Below are 26,237 nucleotides of genomic sequence, written 5' to 3' on the forward strand. Positions count from 1 at the left end.
CACCGGCGGCCAGGTCACGGACGTCGTAGCCACGGTAGGTCAGGCCGGCACCGGCCTGGCCCACGGTCGACAGTGCGGTCTGCCCAGCCACCTGACCACGCAAGCCTGCGCCACTGAGTACTTTTGCTTCGGCCATGAGTTACTCCACCCTTGAATTTCCTGTTGAAGGCTAATCATTAGTCCTGAAGCCACTCAGCCCTTTTTCTGGGCAAACAACGCATCGAGGCTCTGCTCGAAGGCGTGGTAACCAATGGCATGGTAGAGCTCCATGCGGGTCTGCATGGTGTCGATCACGTACTTCTGCGTGCCGTCGCGTCGCAGTGCGGTATAGACGTTCTCGGCAGCCTTGTTCATGGCACGGAACGCCGACAGCGGGTACAACACCAGCGACACGTCGACCGAGGCCAATTCTTCGGTGGTGTACAGCGGCGTGGCGCCGAATTCGGTGATGTTGGCCAGGATCGGTGCCTGCACCCGGTCGGCGAAGGTCTTGTACATCGAAAGCTCGGTGATGGCTTCCGGGAAGATCATGTCGGCGCCAGCCTCGATACAGGCGGCAGCGCGGTCTAGGGCCGCGTTCAGGCCTTCCACCGCCAGAGCGTCGGTACGCGCCATGATCACGAAGCTGTCATCGATGCGGGCATCCACCGCTGCCTTGATACGGTCGACCATCTCCTGCTGGGTGACGATCTCCTTGTTCGGGCGATGGCCGCAGCGCTTGGCGCCGACCTGGTCCTCGATGTGGATCGCCGCGGCACCGAACTTGCACATCGAACGCACGGTGCGGGCGACGTTGAAGGCCGAAGCGCCGAAACCGGTGTCGACATCCACCAGCAAGGGCACGTCGCAGACGTCGGTGATGCGGCGCACATCGGTCAGCACGTCATCCAGGCCACTGATGCCCAGGTCTGGCAGGCCCAGGGAGCCTGCGGCCACACCGCCACCGGACAGGTAGATGGCCTTGAAACCGGCACGCTTGGCCAGCAACGCATGGTTGGCGTTGATAGCGCCGACCACTTGCAGGGGATGTTCGGCGGCTACGGCATCGCGGAAACGCTTACCAGCAGTAAGTAAAGTCATTCGTACCTCCATCGTTGTTGAAAATAGCGGTCAGCGAACAACATTCGGCAACACTGAGCGAACATCGATGTAGCGCCGCACCGGTAAAGCAGCCCGCAGACCGTTAAACCTCGTCTTGAGGGGCTGAAGTATCGTTTGCAGAGCTCAACAAAGGGGCCGGGGTAATAACACCTGCCACTACAAACTCATAGTTATCTCGCAATGCGCACCTCTAAAAATCATGACGACAAACAAGCTCATTGCTGGCACATAACAGAGTGAGCCCAATGCATTAATGAAACCGCCCATTATTTATGGCTACTGCAGCGCTTGAGCACTTCACCTTCACTGTCGAAATCTTGCATCAGAAGGCTCCGCCTGCTGACCGCCACTCCCGCACACTACCACATTGTCGACACATTATTGCAAGCAAAAAAACTCCGAACAACGCATAAATACGATAGACGAATTCAGCAGCAGTAAAATTCTGATATAAATCAATGAATTACGTGAATAAATGAAAATTTCACGCATGCCAAGCGTGAGCCTCCCAGCTAAAAAATCTACAAGCTGATGAGAAAAATCACAGATTGTCGACAATCAGCCCGAAACCCTGGCCCTGACACGCAGCCAAAGAAGCCCCCCCTTCCATTCGACGTTGTCTTCAAGCACAAGCCGACGCGCACGCCAATAAATCTAATGCGCGCATAAATTCTATTGACTTGCACACCATAATCGCACCGCTGCATCATTCATGAACATATCATTAGTTAAAATCAAAAAAACAGAAAACAAAAACCATCACCCTACACCCACCCAACAAAACTAGCACCTCTAAAACCTGAAGAGCCAAAGCCAACAAATTTAAAACCATTGAGACCATGAAAACATACAGCCTTAATCGATAACACCCCAAAGGCATAATTAGGGCTCATAGGCACGCACTCTAAAATTAAAAACAGTAGAAGACCGCACACGGCTCGCCAAATTAGACAATCGTCAAAAAGCACGCACTCCTTGTTATAATCAAGTTTACTTTTAAAAACAAAAATTGAACACTATCGATACCATCGACATCTGCCGCACGTATGGAAAATAACAATTTGGGGAGCATCAATGAACATCAAACAGAAACTAACCTGGGCATTTGCGGTTATTGCATGCCTGCCCGTCGTCCTTGTAGCCACCCTAGTAGTTCTCAACCTACGCGGCGAAGCCCGTGAAGAGTTCATTGATGGCAGCAGTCGCGAAATGCGCCAGGTCAGCAACGCGATGAGCATCTTCTTCCAGAGCATCCAGCAGAACGTCGACTACCTAGCGGCACAACCCTTAGTCGGCGTCACTGGTAGCGATTTGAACAAGTTCATGAACGCTAACCCGTCGTACGAATTGGGCGAGCAGGACAAAAAATTACTTACCGTTTTCACTCGCCTAGCAGAAACACACCCTAATTATGCCTATATATCCTATGGAACTAGCGACGGTGGTTACGTTGGCTGGCCAGCCGGCCAGAAGGTAAGCAACTACGATCCTCGCGTACGCCCATGGTATCAGCTGGCTATGTCAAACCCTGGCAAAACCCTTCGTACGGGAGCTTATTATTTTGCCGTAGATGATGCGGTGTTAGTCAGTACCGTACGAACTGTAGCCAACCAGCTTGGTAACCCCGGGGGCGTAATCAACATTGATGTATCTCTCAAAGGGCTTACCAAAATCGTCAAAGAGATAAAATTGGGCGAGAAGGGCTATTTGATGCTGATGGAAGGGAACGGCAATGTGTTGGTTGATCCACGTGACGCCAACCACAACTTCAAGCAACTGGCCAGCTTCGGTGACGGCTACGCCGAACTGGCCAAGGCCGGCAAAGGCTTGGTGGAGATCGAACTCAATGGCGTACGTTACATGGCCAACGTCTACCCCGACGAACAACTGGGTTGGACCTTCATCGGCCTGATCGAACAAAGCGAAGTGATGCAGACCACCACACGACTGACTTGGCTGATCGGCGCCATCGCCGTGGTGCTGGCCGTGCTGTTCGCCGTGGTCGGTGCGGCCTTCGCCAAGCTCATCGTGCGCCCGATCAACAGCGTCACCAACGGCCTGGAAGACATTGCCCAAGGCGAGGGTGATCTGACCCGCAACCTGGAAATCCGTGGCCGCGACGAAACCGCGCAACTGGCCAGTTGGTTCAACCAGTTCCTGGGGTCCATCCGCACCCTGATTCAGCACATCGGTGCCGCCGCCGGCAAAATCCTCAGCACCTCCAACAGCTCCACCCGCGTCTCCAGCGACATGGCTGAAGCCGCCGGTCGCCAGCGTGAAGCCGTAGACATGGTGTCCACCGCCTTCCACGAAATGGTTGCCACCGCCAACGAAGTGGCACGCTCTTGCAGCCAGGCAGCACAGTCGGCCGACAGCGGCCAACAACAGGCCCGCGAAGGCCAGCAACAGATCGATGCGGCGGTAAACAGCGTGGACCGCTTGAGCCAAGAGATCGAGCAGTCGGCGCAGTCGATCCAGCAACTGGAACGTGACAGCAACGCTATCCAATCAATCCTCGGCACCATCCGCTCGATTGCCGAACAGACCAACCTGCTGGCGCTCAACGCCGCCATCGAAGCCGCCCGTGCCGGTGAGCAAGGCCGTGGCTTTGCCGTGGTCGCCGACGAAGTGCGGGCCTTGGCCAAGCGCACTGCCGACTCCACCGCCGAAATCGACGGCCTGCTCGGCAACTTGGCCAGCCGCACGGCCGAAGTGGCCGATCAGATGCATGCCAGCCTGGAAGTGTCGCAGCAGTCGGTAAGCCGAATCGGCCTGGCCCGCGACAGCTTCGGGCAAATCCGTGAGTCGGTGGATGTGATCCGCGACATGAACACGCAGATCGCCACGGCCGCCGAGGAACAGCACCAAGTGGCCGAGGACATCAACCGGCACATCAGCCAGATTCACGGGGACGCCCAACTGGTGGCCGAACTGGCCCAGGCCGCACGGGTGGATTCGGAGAGCCTGGCCGGATTGTCCAATGAGTTGGATGCGCTCGTGCGCAGGTTCCGAACATGATAGCACCGTGCATGTAACTTCCTGGTAACAGTTGCCCTCTCAGAGGGATCGCTTCTTTAGGGACGAGGCAGGTCGAAGGAATCGACTAATTTGGGATGCCATTCCTTGCCGAGGTCTCAGAAAACTTAACCCTAGTACGTTCAGCCCATTTAATGAATGCACCGCGTAGAGCCTTACTGACCTCGGACACCTTTAGGGGGAAATGACCGCCACCCAAGGGTGCTTGATAAGCAGGCAACGACGCACCTCCACACCCGAGCTTAAGCGCAAAACTACCAAGCTAGTTCTCGATCAGGGCTACAGCCACTTAAAAGCCGCACGGTCACAGGGCCTGATCGAGTCGGTGCAATGCCGCCGGATGAGTCAACCCCTATCAGAGCGCGGCTTTACTTAGCCAACGAGCAAAGTGCTGACACCCAAGCAGCAGAGGACTTACGGGCTGAAGGCTCGGATCAACAGCTTGCCATGGGAAAATCTAGTTAAAAAGCCACTGCGCACTTGATGACCAAGGAGCATGAGCGCTTGCGCTGATTGATCAGCTCCGCCGTGAGGAGTCGATCGAGTTACAAGCTTGACGTTTGACGTGTACCCAGGAAAAGCCTGGCACTTTCCGCCCAAAATCCGCAGGGGATGAACTGGACAGGTAAACGCTGAGTCGATCTCCCGCAATTCCCCACCTCCTCAGGCCAAGAGTATGGGGTTGTCGAACGCCCATCCGAATCCAGCCTCCCCTCCCCCCCATTCCCCCTCTCTCATCCTGCACCCCGCACTGCACTGGGCGGCAGCCAGGCAGCGAAAACAGAAAACGCCAAAAAAAAACACAAAAAACTTGAAACAGGACATATTTCAAGACTAATCTGCGGAAACCGGAAAACAAAAACCAACCTGGAGACGAAAAATGAAGATCAGCCTGTTGCAAGAAGGCGAAACCATCCAAGGCGTCAGTGTTGCACAGCGTTATCAGGAAATGATCGCTGAGGCATGCCTAGCCGATAAGCTTGGCTTCTACGCTTGGGGCACATCTGAGCAACACTTCAACCCTCCAAAATTCACGGTTTCCGCACCTGAAGTGCTCTATGCAGCCATCGCCGCGCAAACCAAGGACATCAAACTGCGCACCATGTGCGCGGTCATGCTGCAGTGGAACCATCCAATCCTGGTGGCCGAGCGCACTTCGACACTGGATATTGTCTCCAACGGCCGCGCCGAAATTGCAACTGCTCGCTCCAACAACCTGGTTACCCTTGAAGCCTTTGGCGTCGATCCAAGCACCACCCGCGCGCAGTGGGAAGATGGCATGGAAGTGCTGGTCAAGGCCTTTGCCGACGAAACACTGCAACATGAAGGGCCGATCTGGAACATTCCTCCTCGCACCATCGTTCCACGCCCACTGCAAACTCCACACCCGCCGATCTATGTCTCGGCTTCCAGCGTCCAGACCCACAGCAACGCGGGTGAGCGCGGTATCGGCGTACTGAGCTTCGAGAACTACTTCGGCTTCGACTACCTCCAGGAATGTATCGATGCCTATCGTGCCGGCCTGGCCACCAACAAAAGCACCATTCCACGCCGCACGGAGCAAGCCGGGCTGTATGTTGCCACCGCCTTCTGCGACACCACGCGTGCTCGTGCGGTAGACATCGCCCGCAATGTCACCACCAGCTACTTCAAGTTCATCATCGACCTGTATGCCCCGCTCGGTAAGAAGGGCTCTTACGAGTACCTGGATGGCCGCATGCTGCGCTTGCTCGAACACGAAGGCGACATGGACTTCCTGATTTCGGAAACGCCTTCGGTAATGGTTGGCGACCCGGATGACTTCATCAAGCGCATCCGCCAACTCGAACAAATGGGCATTGACGAAATTCTGCTGCGCATCGATGGCATTCCACACGAAGACATCATGCGTTCCATCGAACTGATCGGTCGCGAGGTCATGCCTGTCATCAATGGGGGTGGCAAATGAGCCAAGTCCAACTGAAAGCGCCAATCGAGGCGGCAGGTATCGACCTTCAGGTATTCAAGGATGCCATGGCCGACTTTCCGGCAGCGGTCACGATCATCACCACTTGGGACGATAATGGCCAACCGGTCGGTGCGACGCTCTCCGCCGTCTCGTCGCTGTCTGCCTCCCCACCAATGATGCTGGCGTGCTTCGATCGCAAGTCGAAGACCCTTGAATACCTGAAAGCAGGCAAGCCCTTTTTGATTCACGTGCTGGGCGAAGGCCAGGAAGAACTGGCCATGCTGTTTGCGGGTAAGTCCACAGATAAATTCGCTGCTGTCAGCTGGCACCGAGGTGAACTTGGCCTGCCAACACTGAGCGACGCCAATTGCGCGCTGGCGTGCGAGGTCGCAGATGTTTTGCCAGGCGGTGATCACCTGATAGTGACCGGACACATCCGCCATATCGACCATAACCGCGAGCAGCTACCGCTTCTGTATCACCGCCGCAAAATGTTCGGCGTGCCACAACAGGCAGCGCAAGCATGAAGCGGGTGGTGGTGGTTTATGGCATTCCCATAGACACGTGCGCATTCGAGCGCCACTACCGCGACGTGCACGTGCCGCTGGTAAAGCAAATGCCTCTGCTGGCCGGCTTCGAAGCCAGCCTCAGTGATGCAGGCGCCGATGCCGAGAACTGGCATGCCATCGCGATCTTGACCTACCGCGACCAGGCCGATCTGGACACTTCACTGGCATCCCCCGAAGGCGTTGCCGCCGTTCAGGACGTTGGCAATTTTGCTAGCGGCGGCTGCCAGATCTACACCTGCGAATTTGAAAGCTTCTAAAAACAATCAGAGTGAGGCCTTGCCATGAATCTACCACTGGACCCTTTGAAACACCTGAGCGTCAACGCTCGGGCCTTTTTGAAGCAGCCAATGAAGCTGATGATTGACAATCAGTTCGTAGACGCTTGCGAAGGTAAAGTATTTCCTACCTATGACCCTGCGACCAGCCAGCTGATCGCTAATGTTTCCGAAGCAGGGATCGCCGATGTAGAAGTAGCGGTTGCGTCCGCCAACCGTGCACTGGTTGGGCCTTGGGCGAAAATGCTGCCAAACGAGCGAGAAGCGATTATCCGCCGGCTGGCCGACCTTATCGAAAAACACGCCGATGACCTCGCCCAGATCGAGAGCCTGGACAGCGGCAAACCTGCCGCCCAAATCCGCGCAGTAGACATTGAACTTTCGATTGGCGCACTGCGCTACAACGCTGGCTGGCCAACCAAACTGCACGGTCAGACAATTCCGGTCAGCGCTCCGGAAATGCACGTCTATACACGTCGCGAACCGCTGGGGGTAATTGCGGCCATCGTGCCGTGGAACTTCCCACTCTGCCAAGCCTGCTTCAAGCTGGCTCCTGCATTGGCAGCCGGCTGCACTGTCGTACTCAAGCCTGCCGAGCAGACTCCTCTGTCCGCTCTGTTCCTGGCTAATCTGGCAATCGAGGCGGGCCTTCCACCTGGTGTACTGAACGTGCTGCCTGGCTTCGGAAAAGTGGCAGGACAAGCACTTGTGGAACACCCTGGCGTAGCAAAGATTGCCTTCACCGGCTCCGAAGCCGTGGGCAAGCACATCGTGCGCACTGCCGCCAGCGATCTCAAGCACGTGTCCATGGAACTGGGCGGCAAGAACCCCAACGTCATCTTTGCCGATGCTGATCTGGACAAGGCTGCAGCAAGCGCTGCGATGGCGATTTTCTTCTACTCCGGCCAAGTTTGCGCCGCCGGCTCACGGCTGATGGTTGAGCGCAAGGTCTACGAGCGGGTGCTGGAAATCGTCATGGCTGAAACAGCGAAGCTCAAAGTTGGGCATGGCCTTTCTCCAGATACGTTCCTTGGCCCACTTATTTCGGCAGATCAGTTCTCCAGGGTCAGCGGCTTTGTCGAGCGCGCAAAAGCACAAGGCATTGAGTGCGTGATGGGCGGCAACAAAGCAGGTGGTGCACTGTCCGACGGACACTTCCTGGAGCCAACCATCCTGCTGAATGCTTCCGATAACCAGGAGGTCGTGGCCGACGAAATTTTTGGCCCGGTATTAGTGGTCCAGACATTCGACTCGATCGACGAACTCACCACCCGCGCCAACAACACCGGCTTTGGCCTTTCGGCCGGTGTCTGGACGCGCGACGTCGGCAAAGCACATAAGGTGGCTGCCGCGCTGCAGGCTGGTACGGTCTGGATCAATACCTACGGCAACTTCGACTGTGCTGCGCCGTGGGGGGGCTACAAGCAGTCTGGTTATGGCCGTGACAACGGAGCGGAAGGCATCGAGAAATTCCTTCAGACCAAGACTGTATGGACCAACTGTAATTGATACCGTGCTGGAGCCATTCCCACGAATGGCTCCGATACGTCTTCGCAGGAGCTTGAATCACCCTTTTAGCCGACCACCTGGTCGGCTTTTTTTCAGACTCGATCAGACCCTAGCCGCTTGTACAGAAGATCGATGTACGGGAAGCTTTCGATTCGTTCGATACCCTCCACCATCCGTAAGGAGTCGTCAATCAACTCGAACAGGGACGCCCGCGACGCACACACCACTTCAACAAATAGGTCGAATCTGCCGGCACAAATCGTGATGTAGGAAACATTATCGAGCGCCCGCAGACGCTCAGCCACATCCTTGACACGCACCCCGGGGCGTACGGTAATCGCCACCCAAGCCAGCGCTCTCTGCTCAAGGTTCATTGGGCTGGTGATCGCCATGATATTGAGCAACCCCGATTCGAGAAGCGCATTCAGCCGCCCCCGAACCTGGGATTCAGAGATGTCCAGCGCGATCGCGATGTTCTTCAGGGGGGCTCGACCATCGAAACTGAGCTCTCGCACAATCTTGCGGTCAACCTCATCCATCTCCCTGCTCAAGACGCCCGGCGTCTGCGAAGTCGGCGCACGGCCGAAGAACTGCGCCCTCTGGTAAAAAACGCTGTAATAGGGAAAGACCTCAATGCCCTTAACGCCTTGTAATACGGCGACCTGGCTATCCAGAATCCGCTGCATCCGCCCCATGTCTGAACAGATGATTTCCACGAAAAGCGGAAAACGACCAGTGGTGGTAACAACGTAATCGACCTCGGCAATTCCTATCAGCGCCTCCGCCACGGCGGAGACCGGTGCTGTCAGGTCCAAGCTAATACCCATCAGCGCACCTGCCTGGAACCCCAGCGAAGCGGGATCCGTCAGTGCCACGATCTGAATGACGTTCTGCTCCAGCAATTGGTGCACTCGATTGCGGACTGTCCGCTCGGAAATGTTCAGTTCACGTGCGATGGCGACAAAGGGGCGGCGTCCATCTTCTTGCAGATGTGCAATGATTTCTCGATCGGTCGCGGACAAGGGCTGCTCTGAAAGCGGCCCATGCCCCGTCGGCTGAAGTCGTGTAACGGAAGGTGCTTCTCGCAGATCGGCTATGTTCATGTCGTTGACGGTCTAGAAGGCAGATGGCGGTATTATCCACCGCCACCTCTATCGGGCAAGTGTTAACACTCGGCCTCTACAGCCAATACCTCGACCACTTCAAGGTCGTAACCCGCCAACCCCAGGAATTTGGCAGGAGACCCCATGTTTCGCAACTTCCTTACCCCCAGATCCTGAAGGATCTGGGCTCCAGTGCCCAGTTCCGCATAGGTGCGCGAATGACTGCGCTGGCACGATCGGTTAGGTTTGGTCAGTTGTGGAACGCGCTCGAGCAGCGCTTGCGAAGATTCGTGCGTTGCCAGAATCACGACGACCCCATGCCCCACGGATGCCACCTTTTCCAGCGCACCCCAAAGCGTCCAACTGCTGGGCGTCACGCAATCAGCACCAACGAGGTCACACAGTGGGTCAATCGCGTGCACCCTTACCAACGTCGCCTCGTCACCACAAACATCGCCCATGACCATCGCCATATGAACGCCGCCTTCAATCACATCTTCATACGTCACAAGGCGGAAGGTGCCGTGAACCGTGGGCAACTCCCTCTCGCCGATCCGCACAACGGTGTGCTCGGTCGCAAGCCGGTGGTGAATCAGGTGAGCAATGGTACCCATCTTGATGCCATGCTTTTCGGCAAATCGTTCCAGGTCATTGCGTCGAGCCATGGTTCCGTCATCATTCATGACCTCGACGATCACGGAGGCCGGCGTGAGTCCAGCCATGCGGGCGAGGTCGCATCCCGCCTCGGTGTGACCTGCCCTGGTCAGAACCCCACCTTCACGTGCTCTCAGCGGAAAGATATGACCAGGCTGCACCAGGTCATCAGAGGTAGCACCAGGACGAACCGCAGTGAGCACCGTATGAGCCCTGTCAGCCGCGGAAATCCCCGTGGTTACTCCGTGAGCCGCCTCAATCGAGACCGTGAACGCGGTTGAAAATGCAGCACCGTTACTCGGCACCATTTGCTCGAGCCCAAGGCGCAGGCAATGCTCGTCAGTCAGGGTAAGACAGATCAACCCACGCGCCTCACGGGCCATGAAATTGATGACCTCAGGGGTGCATTTCTCTGCGGCGATCAGTAGATCGCCCTCATTTTCGCGATCCTCGTCATCGACCAACAGGACCAGCTTACCTTGGCGATAGTCCTCGAGGATCGATTCGATTGTATTAAAAGGCATATTGTTGTCTTCTTTGGCCTGTACGTGTATGCCTGCCTGCGCTAGCGCAGGCAGGCTTCGAAGGAAGTGCGCAGTGCCTGGGCGTCGAGATTGCGCCCTATGAACACAAGCTTGCTGGCGCGCGGTTCGTCATCCGCCCAACGGCGCTGAACATCGCCATCGGCCATGGCCTGGACGCCTTGGAAAACGAACCGGCGAGGTTCGTTGGTAAGAGACAGTACGCCTTTGTAGCGCAGGAGATCTTCACCGTAGGCTTGTTGCAGCGTCTGTATGAACTTCATGAACCGATCTGGGACTACATCTCTGTCTGTAGCCAACGAGACACTCACGACTTCATCATCATGCCGATGCAAGAGAACAGGCGTCTGCGGCAATGCGGCGTCGAACCGAGTATCGTCCAAGCTGTAGGCAGCGCGCCCTGCCAGAGCGAGCACATCAAGATCACAGTGACTTGTGCGGATAAGCTCAGCCCTGGGGCTTAAGCGGCGCAACAAGTCTTCTACCAGCTGGGCCTTGCTGCCAGACAGCAGTTCTGCCTTGTTCAGCACCACCGTGTCTGCAAATGCCAGTTGGTGAACGATTTCCGGGTGGCGTTTCCAATACCCCTGGATATGCGCACCGTCCACGACGCACACGACAGAATCAAGGATCAGCTCATCATTCAGGTCGTCATCCAGCATGAACGTCTGGGCAATTGGCGCAGGGTTAGCCAACCCGGTGGTCTCGATAATCAACGCATCGAAGCCCCCTTTTTGCACCAAGAGCTCCAAGCTTCTCAGTAGGTCTCCTCGTACGGAGCAGCACAAACATCCGTTGCTGAGCTGGATGACCTGTTCATCGCTGCTCTCGATCAGCTCCGAATCAATCCCCAGCTCGGCAAATTCATTGACGATGACTGCAAATTGCTTCCCGCCTGGATTTGCAAGCATGCGCCTGAGCAGCGTCGTCTTCCCTGCCCCCAGATAGCCCGTCAATACAGTGACTGGAATTTTCATCGTGTTTGCTCCATCGGCAGATTACAGCAACGGTGTCGCCCGGCGGAAACCAGGCATGACCGGGAAAAAAGACGTTGACATCTACTTTCGTTGCTGATTATGTATCATCTCGCTAAGAAAAAAAACAAAAGCGGAAATTTTCAAGACAGAAAGCACGTTTTCCGAATCTGATAGACGGCTGCTGCAGCGCGACGTCTGTAGCGTTAGTTTCTTGAGAACTCCGCAATGGAGAAGCAACGATGATCGAAAGAGAAGCACCGGCCGAGAGAATTCTTTTGGGCGGGAAGGTGATTGCCATGAGCCCCGATGCAGATCCGCAAGCGCAAGGCGTGATCATTCGCGGCGACAGGATCGTAAGGTTGATCCGTCGCGACGAAGTCGAGCAGTTCCGTACGGCATCGACAGTCGTAACCGACCTGGGCAACCGCACGCTGATGCCAGGCTTCGTTGATGTGCATGCCCATGCGGAAGTGGTTTGCCGCACCACCTTCAACACCATCGATTGCCGAGCACCTGAGTGCTCTTCGATTGAAGAGGTGTGCGCGCTTTTGGCAAAAGCCCGTGATGAGCGAGCACCCGGCGAATGGATCGTCGGCCAAGGCAATCTGTTCTTTGACCGCAAGCTCAAGGAAGGCCGCCTTCCCAGCAAGGCCGAGCTGGATGCCGTCAGTACAGATTCACCGATTGCCGTGCGCGCCGGTGGACACATTACCGTGCTGAACAGCAAGGCGCTCGAAGTGGCCGGCATCGACCGCAATTATGTCGCCCCCGAATTCAGTGTGACCGGCCTGCCGATCGTCGAACGAGATGAACACGGTGACCCCACCGGCGTGGTGAAGGAAATGGACACCTTGCTGCCCTTTCCGGGCTGCGACCGCTCGACCCTGAAAAGCGCGCTAAAGGAAGGTTTGTTCGAATACTTCACCCGCTTTGGGGTAACGACAATCGGAGAAATCTCCGAGACCGTCGAGGGTATTCAATGCATGGATGAAATGGCATGTGAAGGTGAATTGCCAGTTGCCATGCGTGTGTACATTTGGGCGCCAGGCACGATGGAGCTCGACGACGCCTGCAATTGGCAAGACAAATTCCAACTCAATGCATCGGAACACATGATCCGCATGCAGGGCATCAAGCTGTTCGCCGACGGTGGTTTCTCAGCCAAAAGCGCCGCCGTGAGCTGCCCTTACCTTGGCATGAATGGCCAATGTGGTGAAATCGCCTTCCCCAAGTACTTCTTCCGCAGGGCGTACGAGCAATCGCAAAAAAGCGGCCTGCAGTTGGCGGTTCACGCAAACGGCGATCGTGCCCAAGAATGGCTATGCGAACTGGTGCAATCCATGGGCGGCGCGAGCAGTGGTCGCACTCGTATGCGCATCGAGCATGCTGGCAACTTCATGCCTCGCCAGAAAACCATGGAAGCGTGGGCAACCGCCGGCATCATTCCCGTCCCGCAGCCAGTTTTCATCTACACCTTCGGGGAGTACTTCCCCGATTATCTGGGTGAAACTGGCCGAATCGGACGCTTCCCGTTCAAAGATCTGCTTGCCCAAGGCTGGCGCCTGTCCGGCAGTTCGGATGTCTGGATTGGCTCAGAACGCGAGGCCACCAACCCGCTGTTCAGTGTCTGGTGCTGTGTCAAGCGCGAAACCTACTCCGGCAATTTCATTGACCCTGAGCAAGCCGTCACCTTGGAGCAAGCTTTGCGCATGCACACACTGGATGCCGCAGCGACCATGGGAGAAGAAGACATCCGAGGCAGCATTACGCCTGGCAAGTTGGCCGACATTATTGCCTTGGATCGCGACCCCTTTGCAGTACCCGTTGATGACCTTAGAAAACTAAAAGTGGAATACGTGCTCACGCAAGGACGCACGGCTCTTAACCTTACCTGTTAACTGCCAATTCAGCCGGCTAGCAATAGCCGGTCCTCACAAGAAAAGGTTGCAGGAGATACAAAAATGCGTGCATTACCGCTGGAACTTGAAAGAAGAATAAGTTTGCTGGAACAAGAACACAACCAGGGTGCCGACTTTGACGCCACGGCCTGGTTCTGGCTCATCGTCCTGGGCGTCATCCTTCCGGTTGCCGTCGCAGTCTGGGGGTGGGCATGAGCAAAGATACGCTGGACGTCGCGGCTGATACATCCGCATGGCCGCTCCTCCCGGCCGAACGCGTCTGGGGGAGCTGGCAGTTGCTGATCGCCCTGACCACTGCGGGTGCAGCAACATGGTGCTATATCATTGGTGAGTACGTTGGCTACTACCTGAACTTTAAACAGGGCTTTGCCGCTCTGACGGCGGGCTGCATGTTCGGCATGTTGCTGACCGTACTCGCAGCACTGCCAATCTGTTGCCGTTTCGGGGTTGACTCGATTGCGTCAAGCAAACCCGCGTTCGGCTCCAGAGGCTGGGTAATACCGGCAACCTTGCAGTTTCTTTCCATTCTCGGTTGGAACTGCCTTTTGCTGATTTTCTTTGGTAAATCCGCTGCACAGTTTCTTGTCGCGGTCGGCTTGGCCACACCTGAACAAAGTGGAATCATCGAGCCTTGCGCGACACTGTTTGCCTGCATCCTTGTAATGCTGCTGCTGCTCAAGGGGTCCGGGGGTGTTGATAGGGTAGCGAAAATTCTGGTCGCTCACGTGTTCGTAGGCCTTTGGATGCTCTACATCATCGTCAATGAGCGTTGGGAGGATCTCGCGATGGCCAAACCAGCCTCCGCATCGCCCGATCCTCTGTGGAATTTCGTCACAGGTCTTGAGTTGGGAATCGCCTCCTCGCTGTCTTGGTGGCCTTACGTGGGCGCTATGTCTCGAATGGTACCAAATGGTCGCAAAGCAGCAGTGCCTGCACTAATTGGACTAGGCGGCTCAGTCGCAGCGTTGAGCCTGATCGGCGTGGCGGGCGTGCTGGTATTGAAAGTTTCCGACCCCTCCGAATGGCTACGAACTGTTGGCGGCCCCACGTATGCAATCATCTCACTTGCGTTCGTGACTGCAGCCAATCTGGGTACCGCGGTCGCAGGCATCTACTGCTCCGCATTGGGTCTTCGCCATTACAAGGCGCTTGAACAGATATCGTGGAAAGTGCTGTTGGTGTTGATAGTGACCCCGATTGCGATTGTTGGCCTGGCGATTCCGAACTTATTCTTCAACAATTTCTCGACTTTCCTGGCCTTCATCGGGGTGGGCTTTGCTCCATTGTGCGGCATACAGATCATCGACTATTACCTGCTAAGGCGCGGAAAAATCAACGTCCGTGGACTATTTGACGAAAATGAACCTAGCTATAGATACTGGAAAGGCGTAAACCCGGCTGCAGTCTTGGGAATGGTGGCGGGAATTGGCACTTATATCTACGCACTCAACCCCTTGACTTACGTATCAAACTTCCCTTACCCACTGGTTCCAGCCTCAATTCTTTCCGCCGGAACTGCGAGCTTGGTGTTTTTACTAGTAACACGTTTGTTTGTAATACCGGCTAAAAAGGGGGGCTACGACAACATAGCCCGCCCCGTCAGCACCAAGAGCCTATCTCCCTTCTGAGTCTCAACCGGCCCGCTCATCCAGCGGGCCACAATTCAAAACAAGGTAACACTTATGCCCGCACTCACATCAACAATCATTGATGACATCATTCATGCCTTCAATCAACATGATGTTGAAAAAGTACTCAGCTACTTCAGCAATAACGGCATCATGATTAGTTCCGGCGGCGACAATTGTCGCGGAACGTATATACAGGGCAAAGAAGCGATCGGCATGGCGTTGCGCTCTAGATTTTCATCATGTCCAGACATCAACTGGAGTGAATGTAAAACCTGGATATCAGGACACAAAGCGGTATCTGAGTTCCGAGTCAAAGCCACCCTTCCAACTGGAAAAAAATTAGATGCCATTGGCTGTGACATCTGGGAATTCTCGGAGGGAAAAATCATGCGAAAAGATACATATTACAAACACACCTAGGACCATACACACCACACCCGAAGTCGAACCAACCTTAAAGTCCAGCAATTCAAAAGTCAGCAATTGCAAAACAAAAAACAGGGAAAGTCATGTAACCAACAAGACTCAAACCTAACACAAACCCATCAGCTTAATGAAAAAATGAATAAAACACTAATCGTCGTAGCACACCCAAATCTTGATCAGGGCATCGCAAACAGCGCTTGGACAACCGAACTTGATACCTACCAAAACGAGTTCACAACCCACCACTTATATAAAGAATATCCCGACGGCATAATAGACGTCCGCAGAGAGCAGGAATTAATTGAGTCGCACTCCGAGTTAGTCTTACAGTTCCCTCTATATTGGTTTAACTGCCCACCATTGCTAAAGAAATGGCTTGACGATGTGTTTACATATGGGTGGGCCTATGGCAAAAATGGTGAAAGCATGAAAGGACGAACAACAGCAATCGCGGTCTCAGCTGGTATATCCGAGGGTGACTTTCAAAAAAATGGGCGCTACAAGTATAGTCTGAGTGAAATACTCACCCCTTTCAAGGTTTCTTTTGACTATGTTGGAGCTCGCTACAAAGGAGTGTTCGCACTTTACGGGATCACAGAGGATACCAACCCTAAAATAATAAAAGCCAGCTCCAGAGATTACATTCAATTTTTAAGGAAGCTAAAGAACCCTGAAAACAAATGAAAATACAGACTCAAAAATTTTAATTAAAATAAAGACACTGGAAATCCATCTCACAACCGCGTTGCTAGAGATATTGTCCTTTTCCAGATCTAAGACGCTGGCTAGAAACCATCGCTATTTTAACCGCACACCAAGGGATACGGACCATACCGTCCAATTGATCCCCGGCGTAGTTATATCGATTTTTCTCGATTGGCAGTAATAATAACTGACCCTGATGTATCCGTGCGGTCTTCAATATGGACAAAAGCCTGCCACCTTGGGCCAGGAGAGTACCAAGCAGGTTGATTTCTTGTAATTAATAAATCACTAGATCGTTATCAACCCATTCACTAAGCGGGCCTGCAAATCGCGTTCTTCAGGGCTCAAGCATGACTACTCTAGTCTGTTTCCTTATTCTTTTCTTAGAGGAGATAGATAATAAATTAGAAAGCAGACTTACAATAACACAAACATTTGCACCCATTGAAAATACACTCACCGCCCCTTGCCTAAGCAACTCAGTGATAAACGTGACCCACCTCAACTGGCAACTTTTTTATCCGATATCTCTTGTTGGAAGGCAGCAGCCAGTGCTGCCTTCACGAAATTATCAACTACTTCGCACCTTTCACAAGGCTCCAACTCATCTAAATTCATCCAGGCCGAAAGGTTATTCAACCAAGCAACAATGCCACGCACAGTTGCACGCAACACAGGAGTAGCGGGTTGTGCTCCTTTGTCGATTAATCGGTGCAGCAAGATATCCTCATAGCGGCGACGCATCAGCAATATCAATTGCCGATGCTTGGGTGCGAGATAACGAAACTCTTGTTCACTCAGCAAAAAACAAATACGACGATGCTCGTGCAAATCTACATGCGCATAGAGCAATGCCTGGAAACAATCACCGGCGACATGCTTTGTTATAGCCGCCGCCTCCAATATGTCTTCGTAGAGTTCTTCAATAGCCTCAAAGAGCAACTGCTCCTTACTCGCAAAATGGTGATAGATTGATCCCGACCCCATCCCCAAATGCTGTGCAAGTTCGCGCATACCGACTTTTGCAAATCCTCTCTCGGCAAATAGCTCTAGTGCCTTATTGCGAATCTCCTCAAATCGCGAACCAGCGGTTTCTACGGAAGCAATCAAGCATTCCTCTTCCGACAACGCAGCGGGGTGAATCGCTCTGTTCATTTTTTTTGCAGGCCTAAGTTAGTGACTACGCAGATTTCGCGCAAGAAATTTTCGAAAAAAACTCACCAGATGCTCTAAAAAAACTATAAAATCATTGACTTAAGAATCTAGTGTATTACCCACCTTAACCAACCACTCACTGGCCTGCGGGCAGGATTCTAGCAAGTAGTGCAGTTTGCTTTTCTCAGGTCGCACCGATAAAACCTCGACTCTCGACCATAAAACAGATCCCGCACCAAGCACAGCTGCTAAACCCCGCTAACACGATGCTCTCAGCGCATGACGATCGCAAGAAAAAAGAAATAATAGGCCTATTATTTTTGATAACAGCTGAAACTGGTATAACAGTTTCAGCTTAATCTAGAATAGATGCCTATCCACTATGGAAGATGCACAACTACTATCTTAGACAATACAGGGCAATGCAAATGCAAATGCAAATGCAAACCATAGGGTTACATCGATAAAAAGGCAGCAGGGCAAGCCTCTGAAAGTAATTAAGCAGAAACCACAACTCATTCCACCCTAGGAAGGAAAGCTACTCTTTCACCCCCTTCAGTTCATCCCCCACAGAACACAACAACCTTCACTCAACCGAGACAAGATTAATCATTTTTTTGTTTGAGCCCACAATCCCGCAAGTTCAGCATCAGCACCAACAACTCAGACGCCCCCAACTTTCTGCACTCTTTTTGCACGACAAAACTCAGAAACCACCCAGTTACGAAACTGGTTTGCCCCCTCGCCTCTAACCGTCGGACTTTGACACAAATAATAATAGACCTTTAATGACAGGGCATTTCCAAATGGCGTTATAAGCTCACCAGATTTAACCTTATCCCTCATAAACAAAGAAGACCCAAGAATTAGACCACTTCCAATTAATGCAGCCTTTTCCAACAGAGCAGGATCCTTTACAACCATACCTCGTCGAGCTAAACCTGGGTCAATTCCTGCCAGCTCGCACCAAGCCACCCACCACTCTCTGTCAAATTCGTGAATCAAGCTAAAATTTGAAAGCTCTTGAAGCGGAAGTGACGTGAGGCCTTTAGTCAATGACGGATTACAGATCGGTAATAGTTCGTCGACGAGCAAAAGCTCATGATCAGCATCTTCCATTTCCTCTCTTGAGTAAAAAATCTTATAATCAAATTTCTCCCTATCTTCTACTGGCGAACTCAAAGAGCTATGCAGTACAACGTCGACATTAGGGCGATTAGAAACGAAACCGTTCAGCCGAGGAAGCAACCAATTTGCGGACAACAACGGAGTTACACTTAGGACCAACCTATTATTCGCGCTTGACAAATTGGAAATCACCTCAAATGTATCAGCAAGCTTATCAAGACACTCGACACTTGACCTCAGTAAAATTTCACCCTCGTGTGTTAACTCAACCCCCTGGTGTTTTCGAGTCAATAGCCGAATGTTGATTTTCTCTTCCAGCTTCCTAATTTGATGACTAACCGCCGCCTGTGTCACATTTAGTTCTTTAGCCGCCATGGTAAAACTCAGATTGCGACCAACTGCCTCAAAATAACGGATCGCCAATAGCGATGGAAGTCTTCTACTCATGGGAACCTATACCTCGCCAAAAACTGTCAGCCGTCCAACTCTACGCATCTATGCTAGACCTTATAGGATATTTTATTCAATAGCGCGAACTGATCAGATTTTTCGCGCACAGGGCAACGATCATAAAATAATTGAGCGCCTTTTCCGCATTCAAGGCGAACTCTGATCAAGTTTCTCAGCGATCGGTAATGACCGGCTTTCTGTCCAAACACAGCTCGACTTTCAGACGAAAATATGTGTATCTCCCGGCACAGAGCCTTGCTTGGTAAGCCTTTCAGGCGTGCTGCTCCTCAGTACTTAATAAGTACCAGCGATCCATCCATAGTTTCGGCAGCGCAAACGGGGTGCTCAGCGGGGCTGGCGACCATGCCATAGAGGCAAGTCTTCCATAAACGGTACTGCCACAGCCCCACAGAAGGGATGTTCGACCTTCGCCCGTCACAGCTTTGTCCTTCTCGATCCTTCGTCTGGCCTTGTAAAGCGCACTGCATTTGCTCAGGTGTTTGCAGGTACCGCGCCGGGCTGCGATCTGCTAGGTCACTTACCCCCTCCACGCCCGGGTCGCTTTTCAACATCAGCATCCCCCCCCGCTTGTGCACGGACGATATGTTCTTGACCATGCAGCAAGCACTGCGACTTCTACCACGTCGGCGTTATTCGTAGTAGTGCCATGACCGTGAAGGACCAGTTACGCCATTATGGCCCTCATGCTGAATAGCACTGGCTGCCCTTCATCATCTGATGCGCTTGCCTTCCTTATTCTTGGTCGAGCTGGGCAGCATACACCACTGCCTTAACCTCAAACTGCCAAGCTTATGCCAGCTTCTCCGACCCCTTGACTGAAATTCCCTGCCTAAAAAAACTAATGGGCCAATTAGTTTTTTTAGGTTGCATCCAGTTTCTGGCAGTCACATAGTTTCACCATATTACTGTGAATCGTAGCAAACGAGCACTCAAACCCAAGAACCACATCAGCCCGGCCGCTCGGTGCAAAATTCAAACACTAGAATATAACACCGCCAACCGCTAAGGTCAGCTTTTCGCAGACGTCGCCAGGATACAGAAACACTGCCTGGACCTATCACTCCAGCGAGCAATACGTGTACTTGACACACCCCAGCGGAGATTACTGAAACACACTAAAATCCAGAATAAAACCAAAAAAGCAATGCAAAAATTTCAGACCTCGCTAGAGTCCAACAGTAAATTTTCAGCCATAGGCATTACAGAACTAATCACCTAATATCACCTGCCCCACACTCATAACACAGTACAGACGATAGATACTCTAAGCGACTTCGAGACCGTTTGCCCAATAGGCACCGTGCGGCTCAAGTCAGTTTAAAAATATAAAAAACAACCATAAGGAGTACTAAGTGGGAAAATATCGCAAATGGCTCCTCGCTTCTGCACTGTGGGCGTCCATGGCCAACGCTGAATACGTTAAGGTTTCCGATGACCTCAACATCCACTACCTCACGTCTGGAGAGGGCCCAAGAGTTGTTTTGCTCGTCCCTGGCTGGATTATGAGCGCAGACGTCTTCGAAAAGCAACTTTCCTATTTTAAAGACTCAAAGAAGTACAAGTTGATTGCTATTGACCCTCGCAGCCAAGGCCTCTCAACACATACTAATGAAGGCAATTATTACGAGCAGCATGGGCGTGATCTTAACGCCCTGATCGTAAAGCTCAATCTGAATAAATTTGTGTTAGTCGGCTGGTCAAACGGTGGATTTGACGCGCTCTCCTACGTGCACCAATTTGGCGCCGACAGGCTGGCTGGCTTTGTAATGCTAGATGCAGCGCCGACAGGAAACGCAACAAGTAATGCAAGTGAGTGGGTTTGGTATTCCCGAGACGATAACGATCACTTCTGTGAACAGCTCACGCAAGGTTCTTTAAATGATCGGCAGAAGATGAACACCGAATTTGCTCACTGGATGGTGACTAACCCTACTCCAGAGTACATGAACTGGATTACCAAAATTTCCAACATGACTAGCGACGGCGTGGCTGCACTGACCAATGCGAACAGTTTTTATCAAGATTACCGAGCGGATCTTCGCGACTTGGAAAATAAAGTACCACTGCTTTACGTAGTACGCCAAGATTGGAAGCATTCCGTACCTAAGTGGAGCAAAGAAAACACACCGACTGCGTCAATAGCGCTTATGGACAAACACATTTCTTTCTGGGAGCATCCGGAGCAATTTAATGTTCCGCTGGAGAAATTCCTGGGTAATTTAAACTAAATCTTCAGAATGCATTAGCTCTCCAGCACCGCATCTATTAGCACACCCCTCTAGCCGCAAAACTCCTCCTCAACAAAAATAGCCCAGCCGAAAGTCTGGGCTTCCAACGCAAAATCAGCAGGATTAACGCCTAGTCACGCGAAGCCCACAATCGCAGCACCGGCTGCCCACTCTGCAGGTCACCACCTAGTCCTTCGATGGCGGCCTGGAGGACTTGCAGTTGCAAGGCCGCCGCCTGCTTGAAAGGTTGTGGGGGCAGCACTTGGATTTCGCGCAGGGTATCGCGCACCTGCGCCGCCTTGGTCGGGTCGACAAAGCCGCGCTGCGGGTGCCAGTGGGCGAGCGCCCCCAGGTGTATGCGCAACGTGCCGGCAGACAGCCGTGCACCGTAGGCCGCTAGGAGCGCAGCACACTGACGCCGGCAGCAGTTCCACCCTTCAAGGTGCTCGATGGTCTGGGCGTGGCCAGCCCGGCATGCCGCCAGCCGATACCGATCTGCGTCGCTCACGTAACCTCCCGCATGCAGCACTCAAGCGCGCAATCCATCAAAAACGTCCGTCAGCTTCCGGAAATCTGTACTCTCGAACGTAAGCTTCTCGCATGGACTTTTCAAGCCTCGTCGCACAACTTGACTAGACCTTCGGACTGCCTATCCAGGACAAAATCAAATCGAAAAAAGTGTGTATATAAGTAGAGTTTTGAGAGAAGATTCTGGCAAAAATGAATAGCGTCGAAACCTGTCGCGATCGGCTCTCTTCAGCCGAACCAAAAGACCATTTCACAGTCACTGCCTTTGGATCCGAAAATCCATTTGGATCCTCCGCTCGACAGAGGGCCCGAATCAGCAGCCCCCGCCAGCGATTAGGATGACCATAGCAGGAGGCTGATTGACATGGACTCGATCAAGAGCTGCTACCACCCCATTGATGCCGCGATCCTTTGGTGCAACCTCACCGATCACTCTACAGAGATCCTGCAAGTAGAGATCTCTCACTCAGGTGAACTGCTCAAACATTTTCCACAATGGCCCAACCTTCAGTTCCATGTAGAGCGAATTTACGACGCCATCGCCTCTGGGGAGTTGGCTGCAACTTTCCTCGGCGGACCCATCACGCCTAATGACCACGTCGAACGCGTGTATTGGTCCATCCGCCGTACAGATCTGAGAGTATGGTCCGCTCTAAACCACCCAGAGGATAAGCCCGAGTTTCTATTTCCAAAGAACACTGACCACCTCGAGTGCGTGAATCTCAACGTTTTCATGGCAGTGCAAGCTGAGCGAGACTTCTACGCGCGCGAATACGAAAAAATGCATCAGGCTTTTGATTCCCTCGCCAAAGAGATGGCTGCGTATAAAGAGCAAGAGCACGAATTGGCAGCACAGCTCGAGGGAGTTGGGCCTGCATCCGAGACATCCACCAAGGTGCACCACACGATTATCGGAGCCCTGCTAGCGGTAATGCTTGAAAAGTCAAAGAGCGGCCAACCGCGGTCAATCTACAAGACCCAGGCTGCGGTAGTCGATGCCATCACTACGCTGTTCCCAGGTGTTGCTGGGTTGAGCAAACGCACCCTTGATCGGAAATTTGCGCAGGCGCGCCGTCGGATTGCCCAGGCGGTAGATGCCTAGCGCCGAATAGCCAGGCAATGACGGCCATTGCCTGGCAATGATTTTTCACCCCCACGGACCTTCAATGACTGTCACATCCCTGAATCGCCCCTGGTTTCCTAGACACTCTCCAAGCTCAGGAAATAGCGTTTCTCATACTCTACTGGAGACAGCTGCATAGCACTGCTGTGTCGGCGTTTAGGGTTATAGAACATCTCGATGTAATCGAAAATATCACTTCGGGCTTCTTCACGGGTTGTGTAGATCTTTCGTCGGACTCGCTCCCGCTTCAAAAGCTGGAAAAAGCTCTCGGCTACGGCATTGTCGGGGCAGTTTCCCCGCCGGCTCATGCTGCTGATTACATTGTTGGCCTTCAAGAAACTTTGCCAATCCGAGCTACTGAACTGGGCGGATTCAACCGGTCGTCGCAACACTGGATTGTTGTACAGACTTCAGATACTCATCCAGTGTTTCGGCAGGTGTTTTCCAGCCGAGTGTTTTTCGAGGTCTAGTGTTAAGTATGTGAGCTACCGCCTGTATTTCTTGGGCACTCCAACGAGAGAGGTCAGTCCCTTTCGGGAAGTATTGCCGCAGAAGGCCGTTCGTATTTTCGTTGGTGCCGCGCTGCCATGGACTATGTGGATCAGCAAAGAAAACCTTTACTCCGGACTCGATGGTAAATCGAGCGTGATCCGACAGCTCCTTTCCACGATCCCAGGTCAAAGATCGCCACAGCTCGCTGGGAAGCTCAGCCACCGTCTTCTTCAATGCATTGGCCATACTAACAGCCCCATAGCCAACCAGCGCCGGGCCATTCTTCGTGCGGGGAATTAGCCCATAACCTTCCTCGCGAGGCAGATGGACAAGCATGGTAAATCGAGTTGAGCGCTCGACCAGAGTTCCAATCGCAGAACGGTTCAGACCGATGATCAGGTCACCCTCCCAATGCCCGGGCACAGCCCGATCTTCTACCTCAGCTGGGCGACTGGAGATCATGACGTCCTCGCTGACGTGTGCCCACACTTTGGCCTGCGCTCTGGCTCTCGGCACGCGCAATGCTCGTCCTGAGCGCAGGCAGCTCACCAGTTCGCGCTTGAGAGCTCCTCTACCCTGAATGTAGAGTGCCTGATATATCGCTTCATGAGAAATGCGCATGGATTCATCATCCGGAAAATCGATCTAGAGCCGGTTGGCAATCTGTTCAGGCGACCAGCCATTGACCCATTTACGGTCACTGCGATGCGGTTTATTTCGGCCTTTGAAGGGTGCTTGCCGAGGCCCAGAAATCTCACGACCATCGGCGTCTTGAACCTTGCCCTCAAGGCGGTCGTGTACGTACTGGTGCAGTCGCGGGTTAGTGACCAGTTTCGCTGGTTTCGGCCTCTTGGCCACCAGTTCTGCCTTCCATTGCGCTACTGACGCTCGATATTCAAGCCGACCGCAACGGGTAGCAGCATTGCGTGTGAGCTCCCGTGAAATTGTCGATGGGCTTCTTCCAAGGCGACGGGCGATCTCACGAACGCCAACACTTTGCGCTCGAAGCAGCCCAATCTCTTCTCGCTCTGCAAACGATAAGTATCGTCCCGATATGTGATTCGACATGAATAATGGCATCCCGCCTCGATGACGGAACCAGCGTGTACCTACCGCTGTTGATACGCCAACGGCATGTGCTGCCTTTTCGCTTGTGATGCCTGTTGCAATCTGCACCCAAAATAGCCGTTCGATCTCATTACGAAGTGAGGGTGCACCTGGAGAACGCATCGCTCCCCGCCCAGTCAATTTTTGCATCCATCCTGCGGGTCGCCCCATAAACACCTCGATCAAGGTGTTGCGACGACCGGTTGAATCCGCCCTGACTGCCTTGATCTGAGTGAATCATCACTTGCTGCTGAGGCTTGCGTCGCCAAACAGCCATCAACATCGCGTCGATAGCTAGGTCGCTGCTCATCCTTGGCTTCATTGACCAACCTATTACTTGGCGTGAGAACAGATCCAGCACTACCGCGAGGTAGAGCCACCCTTCATAGGTGCGGATGTAAGTGATATCTGTCACCCAGACCTTGTTCGGCTCACTGACCTTGAACTGCCGCGCGAGGTGGTTGGGCGAGGCCACTGTTGGTTTTCCACCATAGAACCCTGGACGCCGCCGATAGCCCCTTTGAGAACGCAGCCCCTCCGCCTGCATCAAGCGCCCGACTCGATTTCGACCGCATTCCTCTCCCAGCTCACGCAGGTCATCGTGAATTTTGCGGTAGCCGTATACACCTCCGCTCTCTAGCCAAGCGTGTTTGATCAAGCCAAGCAGACGTTGATCTTCTTTTGCTCGGGAAGATTGAGGCTCGGCCAGCCAGGCGTAATAACCGCTGGGGTGCACCTTGAGGGTTTGGCAAAGGCGCCGCACCGGGTAATCAGTCGAGTGCTTCTTGATGAAGGCGTACTTCAGCCGCACTCCTTGGCAAAGTACGCGGCGGCCTTTTTTAAGATGTCTCGCTCTTCCGTCACGCGCTTGAGTTCAGCGCGTAGCTTGCGCAGTTCGGCCTGCTGATCGTCGTCTTGCTGACGCTGCTCTTGGGGCTTGCTGTAGACCTTGATCCAGGCGTAAAGGCTGTGCACGGACATACCCAGGCGCTGGGCGACATCGGCGACAGGTTTGCCTTTCTCGGTCACTTGCTTGACCGCTTCGATCTTGAATTCTTCGGGGTAACGCTGACGACTCATGGCACCTCCTATTTGGGCCTCATTATGAGGCTTGGAGATGTCTACGAAACTAGGGGCGATTCAAGCCAGGACGACCGCGTAAACGTAGCCGGTGGTTGCTGGCTGACAAGGGATACGATGCCGAGCACCTGCGCCAGTACTGCGACCGTTACCGAATGCAGCCGGTAATCCCATTGCGCGCTATGCCGCGCAAACCTCGACCTGGCTTGCCCCGACTGTTTGACCGGCCCAAATACCGGCAACGGAACATCATTGAGCGGATGTTTGGCTGGCTGAAAGAAAATCGCAGGATCGGCACTCGCTATGACAAGCTGGCCAAGAGCTTTGCAGCCATGGTCACCTTGGCCTGCAGCCTACGTTGCATGCGGCAATACTTTTCGTACAAAGCCTAGTGAGCGTCAATGCGACCCTACGCTGGCTCAACGTCGAGCGCGCCCTGCGTCATCGGCAAGCGCTTCCGTACCCGATCCTGGCACCGCTGCTGGGCTTGTTCGGGCTGATCGTTTCCACCCTGCTGTTGCTGCCTTGAG

At 53.4% G+C, this 26,237-nt stretch carries 20 protein-coding genes and 6 pseudogenes; 14 read left to right on the forward strand and 12 right to left on the reverse strand.

The features are described 5' to 3' along the window. Both F6X59_RS00185 and prpB read right to left on the reverse strand, forming a co-directional pair. Positions 1-136 (reverse strand): annotated as a pseudogene (locus F6X59_RS00185) (2-methylcitrate synthase); the annotation flags it as partial. Between the two features lie 56 nt (positions 137-192). Beyond that, positions 193-1,080 carry a methylisocitrate lyase gene (prpB, locus tag F6X59_RS00190; protein WP_152953871.1) on the reverse strand — a complete coding sequence of 296 codons (888 nt, stop codon included), beginning with the start codon at positions 1,078-1,080 and terminating at the stop codon, positions 193-195. A gap of 1,095 nt (positions 1,081-2,175) precedes the next feature. Here prpB and F6X59_RS00195 point away from each other — a divergent pair. The 5 genes from F6X59_RS00195 (at position 2,176) to F6X59_RS00215 (ending at position 8,438) form a co-directional block, all read left to right on the forward strand. Then, positions 2,176-4,119, forward strand: a complete 1,944-nt coding sequence (locus tag F6X59_RS00195) for a methyl-accepting chemotaxis protein (RefSeq protein ID WP_013972331.1) — start codon at positions 2,176-2,178, stop codon at positions 4,117-4,119. A gap of 898 nt (positions 4,120-5,017) precedes the next feature. After that, positions 5,018-6,085, forward strand: a complete 1,068-nt coding sequence (locus tag F6X59_RS00200; RefSeq protein ID WP_013972330.1) for an LLM class flavin-dependent oxidoreductase — start codon at positions 5,018-5,020, stop codon at positions 6,083-6,085. Continuing rightward, positions 6,082-6,612 (forward strand): flavin reductase family protein, encoded by a 531-nt coding sequence (locus F6X59_RS00205; protein WP_013972329.1) that lies wholly within the window; start codon positions 6,082-6,084, stop codon positions 6,610-6,612. The genes F6X59_RS00200 and F6X59_RS00205 overlap by 4 nt, the downstream gene beginning before the upstream one ends. Then, complete coding sequence (locus F6X59_RS00210; protein WP_152953872.1) at positions 6,609-6,911, forward strand: EthD family reductase; 303 nt, start codon at positions 6,609-6,611, stop codon at positions 6,909-6,911. Before F6X59_RS00205 ends, F6X59_RS00210 begins: the two co-directional genes overlap by 4 nt. A 24-nt stretch (positions 6,912-6,935) precedes the next feature. Continuing rightward, positions 6,936-8,438 (forward strand): aldehyde dehydrogenase family protein, encoded by a 1,503-nt coding sequence (locus tag F6X59_RS00215; RefSeq protein ID WP_013972327.1) that lies wholly within the window; start codon positions 6,936-6,938, stop codon positions 8,436-8,438. A gap of 92 nt (positions 8,439-8,530) precedes the next feature. On the opposite strand, the gene F6X59_RS00220 is transcribed toward F6X59_RS00215, so the two are convergent. From F6X59_RS00220 to F6X59_RS00230, 3 genes are all read right to left on the reverse strand, one after another. Continuing rightward, the gene (locus F6X59_RS00220; RefSeq protein WP_080563773.1) at positions 8,531-9,541 is read right to left on the reverse strand and encodes an Lrp/AsnC family transcriptional regulator; all 1,011 of its coding nucleotides are present in this window, start codon (positions 9,539-9,541) and stop codon (positions 8,531-8,533) included. A gap of 62 nt (positions 9,542-9,603) precedes the next feature. Further along, positions 9,604-10,719 carry a 3,4-dihydroxy-2-butanone-4-phosphate synthase gene (ribB, locus tag F6X59_RS00225; protein ID WP_152953873.1) on the reverse strand — a complete coding sequence of 372 codons (1,116 nt, stop codon included), beginning with the start codon at positions 10,717-10,719 and terminating at the stop codon, positions 9,604-9,606. 41 nt (positions 10,720-10,760) lie between these two features. Then, entirely contained in the window at positions 10,761-11,714 is a 954-nt protein-coding gene (locus F6X59_RS00230) for a GTP-binding protein (RefSeq protein ID WP_013972324.1), read from the reverse strand. Positions 11,715-11,953: 239 nt separating this feature from the next. On the opposite strand from F6X59_RS00230, the gene F6X59_RS00235 reads away from it, so the two are divergent. The 5 genes from F6X59_RS00235 (at position 11,954) to F6X59_RS00255 (ending at position 16,374) form a co-directional block, all read left to right on the forward strand. Continuing rightward, positions 11,954-13,612, forward strand: a complete 1,659-nt coding sequence (locus F6X59_RS00235; protein ID WP_013972323.1) for an amidohydrolase — start codon at positions 11,954-11,956, stop codon at positions 13,610-13,612. A gap of 63 nt (positions 13,613-13,675) precedes the next feature. After that, positions 13,676-13,828: a hypothetical protein gene (locus tag F6X59_RS00240; protein ID WP_152953874.1), complete on the forward strand. Its 153-nt coding sequence runs from the start codon at positions 13,676-13,678 to the stop codon at positions 13,826-13,828. Further along, positions 13,825-15,261: a cytosine permease gene (locus tag F6X59_RS00245; RefSeq protein ID WP_013972322.1), complete on the forward strand. Its 1,437-nt coding sequence runs from the start codon at positions 13,825-13,827 to the stop codon at positions 15,259-15,261. The genes F6X59_RS00240 and F6X59_RS00245 overlap by 4 nt, the downstream gene beginning before the upstream one ends. 54 nt (positions 15,262-15,315) lie before the next feature. Further along, the gene (locus F6X59_RS00250) at positions 15,316-15,684 is read left to right on the forward strand and encodes a nuclear transport factor 2 family protein (protein WP_080708157.1); all 369 of its coding nucleotides are present in this window, start codon (positions 15,316-15,318) and stop codon (positions 15,682-15,684) included. Between the two features lie 63 nt (positions 15,685-15,747). After that, positions 15,748-16,374, forward strand: coding sequence for an NAD(P)H-dependent oxidoreductase (locus tag F6X59_RS00255; protein WP_218572239.1), 627 nt, complete (start codon positions 15,748-15,750; stop codon positions 16,372-16,374). Between the two features lie 522 nt (positions 16,375-16,896). Here the strand turns inward: F6X59_RS00255 and F6X59_RS00260 are convergent. From F6X59_RS00260 to F6X59_RS28855, 3 genes and pseudogenes are all read right to left on the reverse strand, one after another. After that, positions 16,897-17,505 carry a TetR/AcrR family transcriptional regulator gene (locus F6X59_RS00260; protein ID WP_178120019.1) on the reverse strand — a complete coding sequence of 203 codons (609 nt, stop codon included), beginning with the start codon at positions 17,503-17,505 and terminating at the stop codon, positions 16,897-16,899. A 708-nt stretch (positions 17,506-18,213) separates the two neighbouring features. After that, the gene (locus F6X59_RS00265) at positions 18,214-19,125 is read right to left on the reverse strand and encodes a LysR family transcriptional regulator (RefSeq protein ID WP_152953876.1); all 912 of its coding nucleotides are present in this window, start codon (positions 19,123-19,125) and stop codon (positions 18,214-18,216) included. Positions 19,126-19,532: 407 nt separating this feature from the next. Continuing rightward, a pseudogene (locus F6X59_RS28855) lies at positions 19,533-19,795 on the reverse strand (IS5/IS1182 family transposase); the annotation flags it as partial. A gap of 706 nt (positions 19,796-20,501) precedes the next feature. Here F6X59_RS28855 and F6X59_RS00270 point away from each other — a divergent pair. Then, complete coding sequence (locus F6X59_RS00270; protein ID WP_218572240.1) at positions 20,502-21,377, forward strand: alpha/beta fold hydrolase; 876 nt, start codon at positions 20,502-20,504, stop codon at positions 21,375-21,377. 130 nt (positions 21,378-21,507) lie between these two features. Here F6X59_RS00270 and F6X59_RS00275 read toward each other — a convergent pair whose 3' ends face one another. Beyond that, a complete protein-coding gene (locus F6X59_RS00275) occupies positions 21,508-21,885 on the reverse strand; it encodes a hypothetical protein (protein ID WP_152953877.1) in 378 nt (125 codons plus the stop codon). A 384-nt stretch (positions 21,886-22,269) separates the two neighbouring features. Between F6X59_RS00275 and F6X59_RS00280 the strand changes: the two genes are divergently transcribed. After that, positions 22,270-23,007, forward strand: a complete 738-nt coding sequence (locus tag F6X59_RS00280) for a hypothetical protein (protein ID WP_152953878.1) — start codon at positions 22,270-22,272, stop codon at positions 23,005-23,007. Positions 23,008-23,105: 98 nt separating this feature from the next. Here the strand turns inward: F6X59_RS00280 and F6X59_RS00285 are convergent. From F6X59_RS00285 to F6X59_RS00295, 3 pseudogenes are all read right to left on the reverse strand, one after another. Beyond that, positions 23,106-23,402 (reverse strand): annotated as a pseudogene (locus F6X59_RS00285) (IS3 family transposase); the annotation flags it as partial. Then, positions 23,401-24,777 (reverse strand): annotated as a pseudogene (locus tag F6X59_RS00290) (IS30 family transposase). The pseudogenes F6X59_RS00290 and F6X59_RS00285, both read right to left, overlap by 2 nt. Positions 24,778-24,841: 64 nt before the next feature. Then, positions 24,842-25,707: pseudogene (locus F6X59_RS00295) on the reverse strand (IS3 family transposase); the annotation flags it as partial. A 62-nt stretch (positions 25,708-25,769) separates the two neighbouring features. On the opposite strand from F6X59_RS00295, the pseudogene F6X59_RS00300 reads away from it, so the two are divergent. Next, positions 25,770-26,099: pseudogene (locus F6X59_RS00300) on the forward strand (transposase); the annotation flags it as partial. Beyond that, positions 26,099-26,236: a hypothetical protein gene (locus F6X59_RS00305; RefSeq protein ID WP_152953879.1), complete on the forward strand. Its 138-nt coding sequence runs from the start codon at positions 26,099-26,101 to the stop codon at positions 26,234-26,236. The pseudogene F6X59_RS00300 and the gene F6X59_RS00305, both read left to right, overlap by 1 nt. The last annotated feature ends 1 nt before the right edge of the window (position 26,237 follow it).

This window comes from Pseudomonas sp. MN1F (assembly GCF_009391885.1).
Lineage (GTDB): Bacteria > Pseudomonadota > Gammaproteobacteria > Pseudomonadales > Pseudomonadaceae > Aquipseudomonas.

What these genes read in the sequence shown, in the direction of transcription:
- F6X59_RS00195 (WP_013972331.1), top strand. Translation starts at nt 2,176, where the DNA reads ATGAACATCAAACAGAAACTAACCTGGGCATTTGCGGTTATTGCATGC.
- F6X59_RS00200 (WP_013972330.1), top strand. Translation starts at nt 5,018, where the DNA reads ATGAAGATCAGCCTGTTGCAAGAAGGCGAAACCATCCAAGGCGTCAGT.
- F6X59_RS00245 (WP_013972322.1), top strand. Translation starts at nt 13,825, where the DNA reads ATGAGCAAAGATACGCTGGACGTCGCGGCTGATACATCCGCATGGCCG.
- F6X59_RS00210 (WP_152953872.1), top strand. Translation starts at nt 6,609, where the DNA reads ATGAAGCGGGTGGTGGTGGTTTATGGCATTCCCATAGACACGTGCGCA.
- F6X59_RS00280 (WP_152953878.1), top strand. Translation starts at nt 22,270, where the DNA reads ATGGACTCGATCAAGAGCTGCTACCACCCCATTGATGCCGCGATCCTT.
- F6X59_RS00220 (WP_080563773.1), bottom strand. Translation starts at nt 9,541, where the DNA reads ATGAACATAGCCGATCTGCGAGAAGCACCTTCCGTTACACGACTTCAG.
- ribB (WP_152953873.1), bottom strand. Translation starts at nt 10,719, where the DNA reads ATGCCTTTTAATACAATCGAATCGATCCTCGAGGACTATCGCCAAGGT.
- F6X59_RS00240 (WP_152953874.1), top strand. Translation starts at nt 13,676, where the DNA reads ATGCGTGCATTACCGCTGGAACTTGAAAGAAGAATAAGTTTGCTGGAA.
- F6X59_RS00215 (WP_013972327.1), top strand. Translation starts at nt 6,936, where the DNA reads ATGAATCTACCACTGGACCCTTTGAAACACCTGAGCGTCAACGCTCGG.
- F6X59_RS00230 (WP_013972324.1), bottom strand. Translation starts at nt 11,714, where the DNA reads ATGAAAATTCCAGTCACTGTATTGACGGGCTATCTGGGGGCAGGGAAG.
- F6X59_RS00265 (WP_152953876.1), bottom strand. Translation starts at nt 19,125, where the DNA reads ATGAGTAGAAGACTTCCATCGCTATTGGCGATCCGTTATTTTGAGGCA.
- prpB (WP_152953871.1), bottom strand. Translation starts at nt 1,080, where the DNA reads ATGACTTTACTTACTGCTGGTAAGCGTTTCCGCGATGCCGTAGCCGCC.
- F6X59_RS00205 (WP_013972329.1), top strand. Translation starts at nt 6,082, where the DNA reads ATGAGCCAAGTCCAACTGAAAGCGCCAATCGAGGCGGCAGGTATCGAC.
- F6X59_RS00250 (WP_080708157.1), top strand. Translation starts at nt 15,316, where the DNA reads ATGCCCGCACTCACATCAACAATCATTGATGACATCATTCATGCCTTC.
- F6X59_RS00235 (WP_013972323.1), top strand. Translation starts at nt 11,954, where the DNA reads ATGATCGAAAGAGAAGCACCGGCCGAGAGAATTCTTTTGGGCGGGAAG.